Genomic DNA, 13,820 nt, shown 5'->3' on the forward strand with positions numbered 1-13,820 from the left:
GTGCCCCCGTGCCCACGCTGCTGACCGTTCTGACCGCCGCGACCCCCGCTCCGAGCCCCGACACCACCCTGAAGCCGGGCCTGGATCCCAGCCAGGTCTCGCCCGGGCTCGTGGGCTTCCTCATGACGTTCGTTCTGACCGCCGCGGTGGTCCTGCTCGTGATCGACTTCAACCGCCGCAACCGCCGGCTGCGCTACCGCGCGCAGTACGCCGAGCAGCGCGCCGCACAGGAGGGCCTGGCCGACGGTGCGGCGCACGAGCCGGGCACGGACCACGGGGCTGCCCACGCGGGTTCCCCGGAGCAGACCGTGTCCTCCGGCGATGGGTCCACCGGTTCGCGTCCGGCGAGTGGGCGTCCGCACGACCCCACCCACTCCCCCGACGGCGACGGACCGCAGCGGCCCCGCGCCTGAGGTCCGGGCGGTTCCGGCCGCCGCCCGTGCCGCCCGTGCCGCGAGCGAGGGTGCGGCGCATGCCTGCTGACCCGGGCGCATTGGAGCGGATGACCGTGCCGTGATCGCGGGTGCGGCTGCCCGGCACGGTGAGGAGCGCCGTGCTGACGAGCTGGTTCCGCAGGGCGGCCCTTCCTCAGGTCCGCGCTCAGGCGGCCCGGCCCGGCCCGGGCACGTGCCGTGCTCCGCCCACCCCACCGAGTGGGCGGGGCCGAGGGACGCTGTGAGACGGTGGTGCCATGTCGAACCGTCTGGCGCACTCCACCAGCCCGTACCTGCTGCAGCACGCGGAGAACCCCGTGGACTGGTGGCAGTTCTCACCGGAGGCCTTCGCCGAGGCCCGGCAGCGCGACGTTCCTGTGCTGCTGTCCGTGGGCTACGCGGCGTGCCACTGGTGCCACGTGATGGCCCACGAGTCCTTCGAGGACCCGGAGATCGGCCGCGTGGTCAACGAGCACTTCGTGGCCGTCAAGGTGGACCGCGAGCAGCGTCCGGATGTGGACTCGACCTACATGGCGGCCACCCAGCTGCTCACGGGGCAGGGTGGGTGGCCCATGACGGTGTTCCTCACCCCGGAGGGCCGCGCGTTCCACGCCGGGACCTACTTCCCGCCGCGCCCTGTGCAGGGGACGCCGTCCTTCTCGCAGGTGCTCGCCGCCGTCACCGAGGCGTGGACCGAGCGCCGCGACGAGGTGCTGCGGGGCGCGGATCAGGTCACCGAGGCGCTGTCCCGGCACCCCGAGCTCGTGGAGCGGATGCTCGCGGAGGCGGGGCCCGCCGTCGTCGTGTCCTCCGATGAGGAGGCGGACGACGCCGCGGGGCGGCTCGTGGGCGCGTGGCTCGACGGCCTGGAGGTGGCGCGCGACGCCGCTCACGAGGGGTTCGGCACGGGCGCCAAGTTCCCGCCGTCCCCGGTTCTCGACGCTTTGACGCGGGTGGCTCGGGGCCCCTCACCGGTGACGACGGGGCCCGGCGCGGCCCCCGCGGTCGGGCGGCCCGGTGCAGCAGCACGTGCCGACGACGCGGCCGACGCACCGGCCGTCGAGGGCTCGGCCCCCGGTCGCGGCGGCCCCGGCCGCGGCAGCCACGAGAACGGGTCGACCGGCTCCGCGCACGCGGCCGCCGAGCAGCGGCGACGGACCGCGCGCGAGCTGCTTCACGCCACCCTGGACGCCATCGTGCGCGGTGCCCTGCAGGACCACGTGGGCGGCGGGTTCTTCCGATACTCCGTGACCCCGGACTGGTCCCTGCCGCACTTCGAGAAGATGCTCTACGACAACGCCCAGCTGCTGCGCGTGCTCGCCCACGCCGTGGAGCTGCTGGAGCGCGACGGCACGGATCCGGCGCGCGCGGCCAGGTACCGCCGGGCCGCCGAGGCTCTCGTCGAGTGGCTGCACCGCGAGATGATCACGGCGGAGGGCGCCTTCTCGGCCTCGCTGGACGCGGACAGCACCCCCGCCGCGGACGAGCCGCACGCGGAGCGGGAAGGGGCCTACTACACGTTCTCCCGCGACCGGGGCTCCCGGAGCGGGTCGGACCGGGGGCACCCTGAGCCCGTCACCGCGGACTGGGGCGAGGCCGGGGCCGTCACGGGGATCCTCGACGAGAGCGTGCGGCACGAGCTGTGGGAACGGCGCGCGGGGCGCGAGGCGCCCCACCGGGACGACAAGGTGGTCACCGCCTGGAACGGCATGGTGATCACGGGTCTCGCCGAGGCGGCGGTGCTGCTCGACCGGCCGCAGTGGTTGGAGACGGCGGGCGCGGCCGCGCAGTTCCTGTGGCGCCACCACTGGGATCCCGCCCGGGAGACGCTCGCGCGGACCTCGCGCGGCGGCGCGGTGGACGCCCACGAGGGTGCCCTCGAGGACTACGCGTGCTTCGGAGCCGGGCTGCTCGCCCTGTACCGCGCGACGGGGGAGACCGCGTGGTACGAGCGCAGCTGCGAGCTCGCGGACGCCACGGTCCGACGCTTCGTGCGGGACGGTCGCGTGCTTGAGTCCGCGGAGCTGGACGTCACGCTCGCGGCGGCCGGTGCCACGGGGCGCGCCGAGCCCTTCGACGACGTCGCCGCGTCCAGTGCCGCCGTGCTCGGCCGGTGGCTCTCCGAGCTGTCCCGACCCGAGGTGGGCGAGCGGGAGACCGTAGACGTGGTGGCCACGGTGACGGCTGCGGCCGCGGGTGTGGTGCCCAAGGCACCCACGGCCGCCGGGGGCATGGTCTCCGCGGTGCTGGCGGGGGAGCAGCCGCCGCAGCTGCTGCAGGTGGCGGGCGCGTCCCCGGAGCAGTGGCGCCAGCTGCTGGAGTCCCTGGGCGCCGCCCGTGTGCTGGACACCCTGGTCCTGGAGTCCCGCGTGGCGCCGTACGGCACGCCGTCGGCTGACGGCACGGGGTTCACCGTGTGGCGGTGCCGGGACGGGCGCTGCGAGCTGCCCGTGCACTCGGTGGCGGAGCTGCTGCGGCGGCCCTGAGCGGCGCTCGGCTCAGGACGCGAACATCGCGAGCATGATCGAGATGTAGTGGCACACGAAGCCCACGATGGTGCACGCGTGGAAGACCTCGTGGAAGCTGAACGTGGCCGGGCGCAGCCGCGGCCACTTGGTGGCGTAGCAGACGGCACCGGCGATGTAGGCGGCCCCGCCGCAGATCAGCAGGACCGTGGCCGGGACGTTCACCGCGAAGAACGCGGGCAGGTAGAGCAGGGCGATGCACCCCATGACCACGTAGAGCGGGGTGTACAGCCACCGGGGAGCGCCCAGCCAGAACACCCGGAAGAGCACGAGCAGCGCGCCGAGGGACCAGATCACGGCGAGCAGCACGGTGGCCGGGCCGCTGGGCAGGAAGCTCACGGCCAGCGGGGTGTAGGTGCCGGCGATGATCAGGGCGATGTTGGAGTGGTCCAGTCGGCGCAGCACCGCGTTCATCCGGGCGCCCCAGTAGAAGCGGTGGTAGATGGCGGACGTCCCGAACAGCATCACCGCGGTGATCGTGTAGACCAGGCACGCCAGACGCAGCTGCAGCGTGGGTGCCACCACGATGGCCACCACTCCCATGGCGATCGCGAACGGGCTGAAGCCCGCGTGGATCCACCCGCGCCAGGCGGGCTTCTTCTCCACCGTGAGCTCCCCGTGGCGGGTGTGGCGGACCACGGTGGGGGGTGCTGGGGCCTCGGCCGCACGATCTTCTCGCATGCTGGGTACCACTGCCTTCCAGGACGGCCCGGACGACGCCGGGGCGGTGGGGCGCTGCTGGACTGCGCTTGACCTACGGGTAGTTTAGAACGTGTGGAACCACGCAGGCCGAGACGAAGCAGGGGGTAGGAACGCCGTGAAGCTCCCCCGAGTGCTGTACTCCTTCTACGAGCACCGCCTGGCCCGCACCCTCGCACCCGAGGAGCTGCCCCACCACGTGGGCGTGCTGGTGGACGGCAACCGCCGCTGGGCCAAGCAGTTCGGGGCCACCACGGAGGAGGGCCACCGCGCCGGGGCGCGCAAGATCGTGGAGTTCCTGCGCTGGTGCCACGAGCTCGACGTCCAGGTGGTCACCCTCTACATCCTCTCCACGGAGAATCTCAACCGCCCGCCCGAGGAGCTCGAGGCGTTGCTGGACATCATCACCAAGCTCATGTGCGAGCTGCAGGACGAGGGCATCTGCCGCATCCAGCCGGTGGGCGCGCTGTCCACGCTGCCTCCCGCGCTGCAGGAGCAGCTCGGGTGCAGCGCCCGCAGGACCGCCGGCAACCCCGGGCCGCACCTCAACATCGCGGTGGGCTACGGCGGACGCCAGGAGATCGTGGACGCGGTGCGCGAGGTCCTCGCGGACGCCGACGCCCGGGGGGAGTCCCTCACGGGGATGGCCGAGTCGCTGAGCGTGGAGCACATCTCCGACCACCTCTACACGCGGGGGCAGCCGGACCCCGACCTCCTGATCCGCACCTCCGGGGAGCAGCGGCTCTCGGGCTTCCTGATGTGGCAGTCCGCCTACAGCGAGTTCTACTTCTGCGAGGCCCTGTGGCCGGACTTCCGCCGCGTGGACTTCCTGCGGGCGCTGCGGGACTACGCCCGCCGCCAGCGCCGCTTCGGGGGCTGACGGCTGGCGCGCCGTTCCGACCCGCGGGTGCGATCACCGACCCGTGGGTGCGGTCACCGGACACGGGCGTTCACCCTGGTTCCCACGGGGATGCCGGGCGGTGCTGTTTCCACGGCGGATGTTCACGCCGCGTTCACCGCGGGGCCGGGGCGCTCTCCCTCGCGGCTCCTAGCGTGGAACCACCCGGCACGTGCCGGCCCGAACCCGCGTGGAAAGGTCCCCATGAGCAGCGACACCTCCGTGGCACCCGTTCGATCCGCAGGACTCCCCGGGCAGGATGCCCCCGTGGGGGCAGCGCCGCCCCGCACCGGGGTTTCCGGTTCCCCGGAGGACACGAGCCTCCGAGCCGGGACGGGACAGCCGGCGGACACCCAACGAGCCGTGCGCAGCTACGTGATCGACACCTCCGTGCTGCTCTCGGACCCGCGGGCCCTGCTGCGCTTCGCGGAGCACCGCGTGGTGGTGCCCATGGTGGTGATCACCGAGCTCGAGGCCAAGCGCCACGATCCCGATCTGGGGTACTTCGCGCGCAAGGCGCTGCGGCTGCTCGACGACCTCCGCGTGACCCACGGCGGCCTGGACCGCCCGGTGGGGCTCCCGGGTGGTGGGTGCCTGGCCGTGGAGCTCAACCACGTGGCGGACACGGTCCTGCCCCAGAGCTTCCGGCTCAAGGACAACGACTCCCGCATCCTTTCCGTGGCTGCGAACCTCGCGCAGGAGGGCCACGACGTGTGCGTGGTCTCCAAGGACCTGCCGATGCGCGTCAAGGCCTCCGCACTGGGTCTCGCCGCGGACGAGTACCGCGCCGAGTGGCTGGGCGGGGACGACGAGTACACGGGAGTGGCCCAGCTGGACGTCCCCGACGACGTCGTCTCCGGGCTCTACCTGGACGGGCGCGCGGAGGTGCCGGGGGCCGGTGAACTGCCCGTGAACACCGGCCTGGTGGTGCGCTCCTCCGCGGGCAGTGCGCTGGCCCGTGTGCAGCGCGACGGGCAGGCGCGGGTGGTGGCCGCGGACAAGGACGTCTTCGGCGTCCAGGGCCGTTCCGCGGAGCAGCGCCTGGCGATCGACCTGCTGCTGGACCCCTCGGTGGGGATCGTGTCCCTGGGAGGGCGTGCGGGCACGGGCAAGTCCGCCCTCGCGCTGTGCGCGGGGCTGGAGACCGTGCTGGAGCGCCGCGAGCACCGCCGCATCATGGTCTTCCGCCCCCTCTACGCGGTGGGTGGCCAGGACCTCGGCTACCTGCCGGGCACCGAGGAGGAGAAGATGAACCCGTGGGGCCAGGCGGTCTTCGACACCCTCTCCGCCGTGGTCTCCCCGGCCGTGGTGGACGACGTCGTGGCGCGCGGCATGCTCGAGGTGCTGCCCCTGACCCACATCCGTGGGCGCTCGCTGCACGACGCGTGGGTGATCGTGGACGAGGCCCAGTCCCTCGAGCGCAACGTGCTGCTCACGGCGCTGTCCCGGATCGGGCAGAACTCCAAGGTGGTGCTCACCCACGACGTCGCCCAGCGGGACAACCTGCGGGTGGGCCGCCACGACGGCATCATGGCCGTGGTCGAGGCCCTCAAGGGCCAGCAGCTGTTCGGGCACGTGACCCTCACCCGCTCGGAGCGCTCTCCCATTGCCGCGCTCGTCACGGACGTCCTGGAGCGCCACGACGTGTGAAGCGCCCCGTGCACGGACGGCCGCGGCTACGAGGCGGCCACGGGCCAGGGCACGTGGCGGGAGACGTCCGTGAGGTCGAAGTCCTGGCGGGTGAAGAGGTCGTCCAGCATGTACTCGTCCACAGCCTCGATCACGAGCCGGTGGCCCTGCCCCGCGTACGGGCCCCGGAGCACGTGCGAATAGACGCACACGCCCGTGGCGGTGTCCACCGCGATGCGGGTGGGGCCGGGAGCCAGGGGATGGGCGTCCGTCACGGGGCGGTAGCGCAGGGTGGGTTCCACGGTGGCGCACCACACGCGGCGCTTGGCGAAGGCCCCCGCAACCACCGAGCGCAGCGCCGCGGGGCGCTGCTCCGGGAGGTAGGGCGGCACGGGCGCCGGCCCCACGCACTCCACGGGATCCAGGATCGCCTGCCAGCGGCCGCCGCCGAACACGGGATCCCCGTAGGCGGCCTCGGGGCGGCGGGTGACCAGACCGTGGTCGTCGTAGACCGGCGCCACCAGGGCGGGCGGGAGCAGCCACGAGCGGGGAGTGTCCGTGACGTAGAAGTCGTCACGGGAGCGCTCCAGGGACGTGGAGGTGTAGAGGGGCTCGCCGTTCAGCGTCTCGACGCGCAGGTCCGAGGGGCGCCGCAGCCACGCCCGCACGGGTTCAGCGGGCGCGGTGTCACCGCCGCCCACCCAGTGCAGTGAGAACCGCAGGGTGTCCCAGCGCCACGGCGAGGAGCGGCAGAGGGCCGCGAAGGACTCCTCGGACACGTCCGGGCGGGCGGGCCGGGTCTGCCAGGGAGCGGTCATGGGGCCAGTCTACGAAGCCGCCCTGCACAGCCCCTGCAACATCCCCGTCAGGCGGCTGGGCGGTGCCTACCATGGCCCCATGATGCAGCCCAACTCGGCGGGCATCGGGGGATTCGTGGGGGACCACCTGCAGGAAGCGGCACCCAGTGCCCAGCTCGCGGCCGTGCTGTGCGCGCTGGCCGTCCTGGTGCTCGCGTGCTCCGGGGTGTGGCTCGCGGCCACCGACATCCGCGAGCACCGACTCCCCGGTTCCGTGGTGCGACCGCTCTACCCCGTCACGGCCCTGCTGCTGGGCGCCGCGGCGGTCCTCGGGGAGGACACCGAACGGCTCGGATGGATGCTGTGGGGGATGCTCATCATGGGTGGGCTGTTCCTGGCGCTGCGGCTGGCGCACCCCGCGGGCATGGGACTCGGGGACGTGCGACTGGCGGGCGTGCTCGGGATCCTCACCGGTTTCTCCTCCGTGACGCACACGGTGGTGGCGCTCGCGACCACGTTCCTTCTCGCGGGAGCCTTCTGTGCCGCGCTGCTGGTGAGTCGCAGGGCGGGGCCCACCAGCCGGATTCCCCTGGGGCCGTTCATGATCGTGGGAAGCTTGGGTGTCGTGGCATTCGCCTGACCACCCGCCCCGTCCCAGGAGACCGCACCATGGCAGTACCGGAGTTCATCCAGAGCCTTCGCACCAGGATCGGCCACGAGCTGCTGTGGTTGCCGGGCTGCACCGCCGTGGTGCTGCACGAGGGGAAGGTGCTGCTCGGGCGGCGCGCGGACAACGGCAACTGGGGGCTCATCACCGGCATCGTGGAACCAGGGGAGGACCCCGGCGTGGCCGCCCGCCGGGAGTGCCTGGAGGAGACGGGCGTGGAAATCACGGTGGACGCCCTCGTGCGGATCAAGGCCGGAGGAGAAGTCCAGTTCCCCAACGGGGACCGCTGCCAGTTCCTGGACCACACGTTCCTGTGCAGCTACGTGGGCGGGGACGCACGGGTCGCGGACGACGAGTCCCTCGAGGTCGGCTGGTACGAGCTGGATGCACTGCCCGCGATGCCGGAGCACCAGGCGCAGCGGCTGCGGGCGGCACTCGAGTTCACGGGGCGCACCAGCTTCGAGAACTGAGCCTGCCTCCCTGGAACGGACGACGACGCCGCGGGGGCGGCCCCGCGGCGTCGTCGTGCCGTGTCTCTCCCGGGCCGGGACGGGCCCGGCCGGGGGATCAGCCGCGCGGGATGTTGCGCAGGTTGGAGCGGGCCATGGACACGGCCTCGCCGGCACCGCGGTTGAGCACGATGCGGGACATCGCGGTGGCGAAGCCGAAGACCTGGTCCTTCTTGATCTCCGGGGGGATGGACAGGGCGTTGGGGTCGGTGATGACCTCCACCACGGACGGGCCCTGGTGCGCGAGCGCGGTGGTGAACGCGGACTCGAGGTCCTTGGGCTTCTCCACCCGGATGCCCTGCATGCCCATGGCAGTGGCGATCTGCGCGTAGTTCGCCTGGGGCACGTCCACGCCGAAGTCCGGCAGCCCGTCCACGAGCATCTCCAGCTTGACCATGCCCAGCGTGGAGTTGTTGAACACCACCACGGTCACGGGCAGGTTGTAGGCCGCGAGCGTCAGCAGCTCGCCCATGAGCATGGACAGTCCGCCGTCACCTGACATCGAGATGACCTGGCGTCCCGGCTCGGCCAGCTGCGCGCCAATGGCCTGCGGCAGGGCGTTGGCCATGGACCCGTGCAGGTAGGAGCCCAGGATGCGGCGGGTGCCCAGCGGGTTGATGTAGCGGGCGCTCCACACGTTGCACATGCCGGTGTCCGCGGTGAACACGGCGTCGCGGGCCGCCACCTGGTCCAGGACGGACGCCGCGTACTCCGGGTGGATCGGCGTCATCTTCTCGACCTTGCGGGTGTACGCACCCACGGCCTTGTTCATGAGCTTGTCGTGCTTGGCCAGGGTCTTGTCCAGGAACGAGCGGTCGGACTTGACGGTGAGCTCGGGCAGCAGCTTGAGGATCGTGGACCTCACGTCACCGTGCACGGGGATGTCCACACCGGTGCGGCGCCCGATCACGGTGGGATCGGTGTCCACCTGGATGGTGGTGACGTCCGGGAGGAACTGGTCGTACGGGAAGTCCGTGCCGAGCATGACCATCACGTCGGCGTCGTGCAGCCCCTCCGCCGCGGCGCCGTAGCCCAGCAGCCCGGTCATGCCCACGTCGAACGGGTTGTCGTACTGGACCTGGTCCTTGCCGCGCAGCGAGTGGCCCACGGGGGCCTTGAGGGTGTCCGCGAGGGCAATCACCTCGTCGTGGGCGCCGGCCACACCGATGCCCGCGAAGATCGCCACCTTCTTGGCAGAGTTCAGAGCCTGCGCCATGCGCTCGACCGTCTCGTCGGAGGGAACGACGGCGCTCGGTGCCGGCACGGCGAACGGCCGGGCCTGCGTCGCAACCTCCGAGTCCGCGAGGTCACCCGGCAGCGTCACCACGGAGACGCCGGGGCTGGTCACGGCGAACTGGATCGCGGAGCTCACCACGGCGGGGCACTGCTGCGGTGTGCTCACCAGCTCCGAGTACACGGAGCACTCGGTGAAGATCCGGTCCGGGTGGGTCTCCTGGAAGTACTCGGAGCCGATGTACTGCGAGGGGATGTGGGACGCGATGGCCAGAACGGGTGCGCCGGAGCGGTTGGCGTCGTAGAGCCCGTTGATCAGGTGCAGGTTGCCGGGCCCGCACGAGCCCGCGCACACCGCGAGCTTGCCGGTCAGCTGGGCCTCGGCGCTCGCGGCGAACGCCCCGGCCTCCTCGTGGCGCACGTGCACCCAGTCGATCCCGCCCTTCGCGGAGCCGCCGGTGCGGCGCACGGCGTCCACGATGGGGTTGAGGCTGTCGCCGACCACGCCGTAGATGCGCTCCACGCCGGCTTCCACGAGCTGCTGGACGATCTGTTCTGCGAGTTTCACACTGTCTCCTCGAAGGACCGGTCCGCCTCGGGAGCACCCGGGCGGGCATCACGAATGTCTCTGTGTCCCAGGATAGCCCCGGGTCCTTGCAGCCGAAAAGATCTGTGGGCAACGGAACAGGCGCGCGTGGGGTGCCCCACGAGAGCCCCGGGGCCGTCCGGTCCCGCGCTGCTCGGGCGGGCGTCGGCAACCCGGACCGACGCCGCGGCGTCGGCAACCCGGCCCCCCGCGGCGTTGGCCGCGCGGCGCGGCCCGGTGGCCGGCGCTCGGTCTCCGGCCCGGGAACGGAAGGACCCGACCGCCCCTCAAGGGGAGGCCGGGTCCTGTCACACGCTCGCCGCGCCTGTGGGCGCGGCGGTCAACGGGTGGCTCAGTGGTTGCCGGTCATCGTGGTGACGTCCAGCGCCTTGTCGAGCTGCTCCTCGGTGAGCTTCTCGCCGTCCACGTAGCCGAGCTCGATGGTCGCCTCGCGCACGGTGACCTTGTTGGCCACGGCGTGCTTGGCGATCTTCGCGGCGGCCTCGTAGCCGATGGCCTTGTTCAGCGGGGTCACGATCGAGGGGGAGGCCTCGGCCAGGAAGCGGCAGCGCTCCTCGTTGGCCTGCAGACCGTCCACCATCTTCTCCGCGGCCACGCGGGACGAGTTGGCGAGCAGGCGGATGGACTCGAGCAGGTTCGCGGCCATCACGGGGATGCCCACGTTGAGCTCGAACGCGCCGTTGGTGGAGGACAGCGCCACGGTGGTGTCGTTGCCGATCACCTGGGCGGCCACCTGGATGGTGGCCTCGCAGATCACGGGGTTGACCTTGCCCGGCATGATCGAGGAGCCCGGCTGGAGGTCGGGGATGTGCAGCTCGCCCAGACCGGTGTTGGGCCCGGAGCCCATCCAGCGGATGTCGTTCATGATCTTCATGTAGGAGTACGCGATGTTGCGCAGCTGCCCGGAGGCCTCCACGAGACCGTCGCGGTTGGCCTGTGCCTCGAAGTGGTTGCGGGCCTCCGTGAGGGGCAGCCCGGTCTCCTCGGAGAGCAGCTCGATCACACGGGCGGAGAAGCCGTCCGGGGTGTTGATGCCGGTGCCCACGGCGGTGCCGCCCAGGGGCACCTCGGCCACGCGCGGCAGGGAGGCGTCGATGCGCTCGATGCCGTAGCGAACCTGAGCGGCCCAGCCGCCGAACTCCTGGCCCAGGGTCACGGGGGTGGCGTCCATGAGGTGGGTGCGCCCGGACTTCACGACGTCCTTGAACTCCGCGGCCTTCTTCTCCAGGGAGGTGGCGAGCACGTCCATGGCCGGCTTGAGGTCGTTGATCAGGGCGTTGGTCACGGCCACGTGCACGGACGTGGGGAACACGTCGTTGGAGGACTGCGAGGCGTTGACGTGGTCGTTCGGGTGGACCTCCACACCGGCGGACTCGAGCGCGCGCGAGGCGAGCGTGGCGAGCACCTCGTTGGTGTTCATGTTGGAGGACGTGCCGGAGCCGGTCTGGAACACGTCGATCGGGAAGTCGGCGTCGTACTCGCCGGAGGCCACGGCGTCCGCCGCGTCGCGGATGGCCTGCGCGCGCTGCGCGTCCAGCACACCCAGCTCCTCGTTGGCGGTGGCGGCGGCCTTCTTCACCTGGGCGAGCGCCTTGATGTGCTCACGCTCCAGGGTGGTGCCGGAGATGGGGAAGTTCTCCACGGCGCGCTGCGTCTGCGCACGGTAGAGCGCGTTCTTGGGAACGCGCACCTCGCCCATGGTGTCGTGTTCGATGCGGTACTCGGTGTTTTCAGCCATGGCCCCAGTTTAGGCGCCCGCACCGCCCTGTGCCCGCCGCCTCGGCGCTCGCGCGGCCGCGTGACGGACGACGACGACGCCCGCCCAGGTGCCGCCGCGCCGTCGCCCCCACCGGAGGCCTGAGCACGGACCTCCGGTGGGGGAACCCGCGCTCGCAGCTGCTCGCCTCTGCACGGACCGTCACGCTCTCATGTGTCGATAAAGCAGAAACTGGGCCGTGATGCTGCGTTTGCTCCACACCACAGCATCACGCGGGCGGCTGCGGTCGAGGTTGCGGCTGGGCGGGGCGGGCGTCGCGTGCAGGTGCGGCCGGGCGGCTCAGGCCTCCCCGAACGCGGGGTCCTCGGTGTAGACCAGCTCCGCCTTGCCGTCCGCGAGGTGGTAGAACACGCCGATCACGGCGGCGTCCCCGCGGGTGACCGCGTTGGAGATCGCGGCGGAGTGGTCCATGAGCCGTGCGGCGGTCTGCCGGGTGTGCTCCACGACCATGTCCTGCAGGTCCGCATCCCCTGCGCGCTTGGCCTCCAGCACGGACGGGGTGATGCGCTCCACGAGGTCGCGCTGGAAGCCGCGGGGCAGCTGCCCGGACTCCACGGAGTCCTTGGTGGCCGTCACCGCACCGCACGAGTCGTGGCCGAGGACCATGATCAGCGGCGTGCCGAGCACCTCGATCGCGTACTCCAGGGAGCCGAGCACCGCGTTGTCGATCACCTGACCGGCGGTGCGGATCACAAAGGTGTCACCGAGACCCAGGTCGAAGATGATCTCCGCGGCCAGGCGGGAGTCGGAGCACCCGAAGATCACGGCGAACGGCTTCTGGGACTGCGCGAGGTCCTTGCGGCGCTGCGCGTCCTGGTGCGGGTGCTCGGTCTGCCCGGCGATGAAGCGGGCGTTGCCGTCCTGCAGGGCGCGCCACGCCTCGAGCGGGGTGCGGGGGGTGTGGTCCACGGCGGTGGTCTGAGTGCTCACGCAACGGCTCCAGGGTGCTCGAAGGGTTCGCGGGCGCCGATCGGGCCCGCATCGGTTCCAGGGTAGACCGGCTCACGCCGTGCTTCTGCGGGGCCACGGAGGGCGGCCTGAGGTGGGGCCTTCGTCCCGGTCCGGAGGTCTGCGGGCTCCCGCGCCGCAGGGACCACCACTGGACACCGCGGCGGGTCAGGAGCCGGACAGCGCCTGCGCGACCTGCTCGAACTCGGCGTCCGGGGCCTTTCCGCTGAGCACCACGGTGGAGTCCTTGAGGTCGGCGACCCACGCCGTGTACTCCTCCTGCTTGTCCGTGGCCTCGCGGTGGTGCAGGGTCCACGTGACGCCGCCGATGGTCTTCTCGCCCGTCTGCGGAGCCTGCTCGGTGCGCTGCGCGAGCCACGTGGGGTTGGACTCGGCCGTCTGCACCAGGTCCACCAGGTGGTACTCGGGGGAGAGGTATCCCACGTTCCACAGCGGCACGCCGTCCTCGGAGTTCTCGGTCCAGCGCGCGTAGTTGGCGCTCCACCCCTCGGGCAGCGTGGGGGCCGCGGGCGTGAAGGGCGCCTGGTCCGCCACAAACGCGGCCTCCTGCCCCACGTCCACGTTCGCGCGGTAGGGCTGTCCGTCCGGCTTGGGCTGCAGCCACAGGAACGGCAGCAGCAGGAGTATGAGCACCGCCATGGAGATGACCATGCCCCGGATGGGGGCGTTGATCCGCGCCGCCTGCTTGGTGGTCAGCTGGGGGACGGGCTGCTCGGCGTCCCCGGTGTCCTCGGTGTTCCCTGTGCCGTTCCCGACGCCGCGCGGCTCGGTCTCCGGGGCGGCGCTCTCGCTGTCGGGGCCGGGCTCTCCGCTTCCCGAAACACCATCGGTGCTGGAGGGAGAGGGCATGCCGGGTGCAGTGGCGGTGCCGGACGCGCCGGTGGCGGGCGGGGTACCGAGGCCGTCGACCGCGCGGCCGCTGTCCCCGGGAACGGCCGCGGCGCCGTCGGTGCCGGCGGGGGAGCGGCGGGCGGCGGCGTCGTCGGCGGGGCGCTCTCCGTGGGCGGAGCGGGGGTCGGGGCCGGAAGCAGAGGAACTCACGCGCTCCATTGTGCCGTGCCCGCGCGGACCGTCCC

At 72.1% G+C, this 13,820-nt stretch carries 12 protein-coding genes; 6 read left to right on the plus strand and 6 right to left on the minus strand.

Annotation, left to right across the window (positions count from 1 at the left end):
* Nucleotides 1-8 precede the first annotated feature (8 nt).
* Together AABM36_RS05410 and AABM36_RS05415 are read left to right on the plus strand one after the other, a co-directional pair.
* Nucleotides 9-413, plus strand: coding sequence for a hypothetical protein (locus tag AABM36_RS05410; RefSeq protein WP_423447755.1), 405 nt, complete (start codon nt 9-11; stop codon nt 411-413).
* 278 nt (nt 414-691) lie between these two features.
* On the plus strand, nt 692-2,920 hold the full coding sequence (locus AABM36_RS05415) for a thioredoxin domain-containing protein (protein WP_423447757.1): 2,229 nt from the start codon (nt 692-694) through the stop codon (nt 2,918-2,920).
* Nucleotides 2,921-2,932: 12 nt separating this feature from the next.
* Here the strand turns inward: AABM36_RS05415 and trhA are convergent, their stop codons facing one another.
* Complete coding sequence (trhA, locus tag AABM36_RS05420; RefSeq protein WP_423447759.1) at nt 2,933-3,640, minus strand: PAQR family membrane homeostasis protein TrhA; 708 nt, start codon at nt 3,638-3,640, stop codon at nt 2,933-2,935.
* A 136-nt stretch (nt 3,641-3,776) separates the two neighbouring features.
* On the opposite strand from trhA, the gene AABM36_RS05425 reads away from it, so the two are divergent.
* Together AABM36_RS05425 and AABM36_RS05430 are read left to right on the plus strand one after the other, a co-directional pair.
* Nucleotides 3,777-4,538: an isoprenyl transferase gene (locus tag AABM36_RS05425; RefSeq protein ID WP_423447761.1), complete on the plus strand. Its 762-nt coding sequence runs from the start codon at nt 3,777-3,779 to the stop codon at nt 4,536-4,538.
* Between the two features lie 222 nt (nt 4,539-4,760).
* Nucleotides 4,761-6,206, plus strand: a complete 1,446-nt coding sequence (locus AABM36_RS05430) for a PhoH family protein (protein WP_423447763.1) — start codon at nt 4,761-4,763, stop codon at nt 6,204-6,206.
* A 26-nt stretch (nt 6,207-6,232) separates the two neighbouring features.
* Here the strand turns inward: AABM36_RS05430 and AABM36_RS05435 are convergent, their stop codons facing one another.
* The gene (locus AABM36_RS05435) at nt 6,233-7,003 is read right to left on the minus strand and encodes a hypothetical protein (protein ID WP_423447765.1); all 771 of its coding nucleotides are present in this window, start codon (nt 7,001-7,003) and stop codon (nt 6,233-6,235) included.
* Nucleotides 7,004-7,082: 79 nt separating this feature from the next.
* On the opposite strand from AABM36_RS05435, the gene AABM36_RS05440 reads away from it, so the two are divergent.
* Complete coding sequence (locus AABM36_RS05440; RefSeq protein WP_423447767.1) at nt 7,083-7,622, plus strand: prepilin peptidase; 540 nt, start codon at nt 7,083-7,085, stop codon at nt 7,620-7,622.
* 29 nt (nt 7,623-7,651) lie between these two features.
* Nucleotides 7,652-8,119: an NUDIX hydrolase gene (locus tag AABM36_RS05445; protein ID WP_423447769.1), complete on the plus strand. Its 468-nt coding sequence runs from the start codon at nt 7,652-7,654 to the stop codon at nt 8,117-8,119.
* A gap of 97 nt (nt 8,120-8,216) precedes the next feature.
* Here AABM36_RS05445 and AABM36_RS05450 read toward each other — a convergent pair whose 3' ends face one another.
* The 4 genes from AABM36_RS05450 to AABM36_RS05465 form a co-directional block, all read right to left on the minus strand.
* On the minus strand, nt 8,217-9,959 hold the full coding sequence (locus AABM36_RS05450) for a pyruvate dehydrogenase (protein WP_423447771.1): 1,743 nt from the start codon (nt 9,957-9,959) through the stop codon (nt 8,217-8,219).
* A 370-nt stretch (nt 9,960-10,329) separates the two neighbouring features.
* A complete protein-coding gene (locus tag AABM36_RS05455) occupies nt 10,330-11,736 on the minus strand; it encodes a class II fumarate hydratase (protein ID WP_423447773.1) in 1,407 nt (468 codons plus the stop codon).
* A gap of 318 nt (nt 11,737-12,054) precedes the next feature.
* Nucleotides 12,055-12,705, minus strand: coding sequence for a carbonic anhydrase (locus tag AABM36_RS05460; protein WP_423447775.1), 651 nt, complete (start codon nt 12,703-12,705; stop codon nt 12,055-12,057).
* Nucleotides 12,706-12,891: 186 nt separating this feature from the next.
* Complete coding sequence (locus AABM36_RS05465; protein WP_423447777.1) at nt 12,892-13,785, minus strand: DUF4245 family protein; 894 nt, start codon at nt 13,783-13,785, stop codon at nt 12,892-12,894.
* Between the last annotated feature and the right edge of the window lie 35 nt (nt 13,786-13,820).

Origin of the sequence: Kocuria sp. KSNUG, assembly GCF_049532735.1 — a bacterium.
Classification (GTDB): Bacteria; Actinomycetota; Actinomycetes; order Actinomycetales; family Micrococcaceae; genus Kocuria; species Kocuria rhizophila.

Excerpts from the sequence above, each read along its gene's own strand:
- AABM36_RS05415 (WP_423447757.1), top strand. The coding sequence starts at position 692 with ATGTCGAACCGTCTGGCGCACTCCACCAGCCCGTACCTGCTGCAGCAC.
- trhA (WP_423447759.1), bottom strand. The coding sequence starts at position 3,640 with ATGCGAGAAGATCGTGCGGCCGAGGCCCCAGCACCCCCCACCGTGGTC.
- AABM36_RS05430 (WP_423447763.1), top strand. The coding sequence starts at position 4,761 with ATGAGCAGCGACACCTCCGTGGCACCCGTTCGATCCGCAGGACTCCCC.
- AABM36_RS05435 (WP_423447765.1), bottom strand. The coding sequence starts at position 7,003 with ATGACCGCTCCCTGGCAGACCCGGCCCGCCCGCCCGGACGTGTCCGAG.
- AABM36_RS05440 (WP_423447767.1), top strand. The coding sequence starts at position 7,083 with ATGATGCAGCCCAACTCGGCGGGCATCGGGGGATTCGTGGGGGACCAC.
- AABM36_RS05445 (WP_423447769.1), top strand. The coding sequence starts at position 7,652 with ATGGCAGTACCGGAGTTCATCCAGAGCCTTCGCACCAGGATCGGCCAC.
- AABM36_RS05455 (WP_423447773.1), bottom strand. The coding sequence starts at position 11,736 with ATGGCTGAAAACACCGAGTACCGCATCGAACACGACACCATGGGCGAG.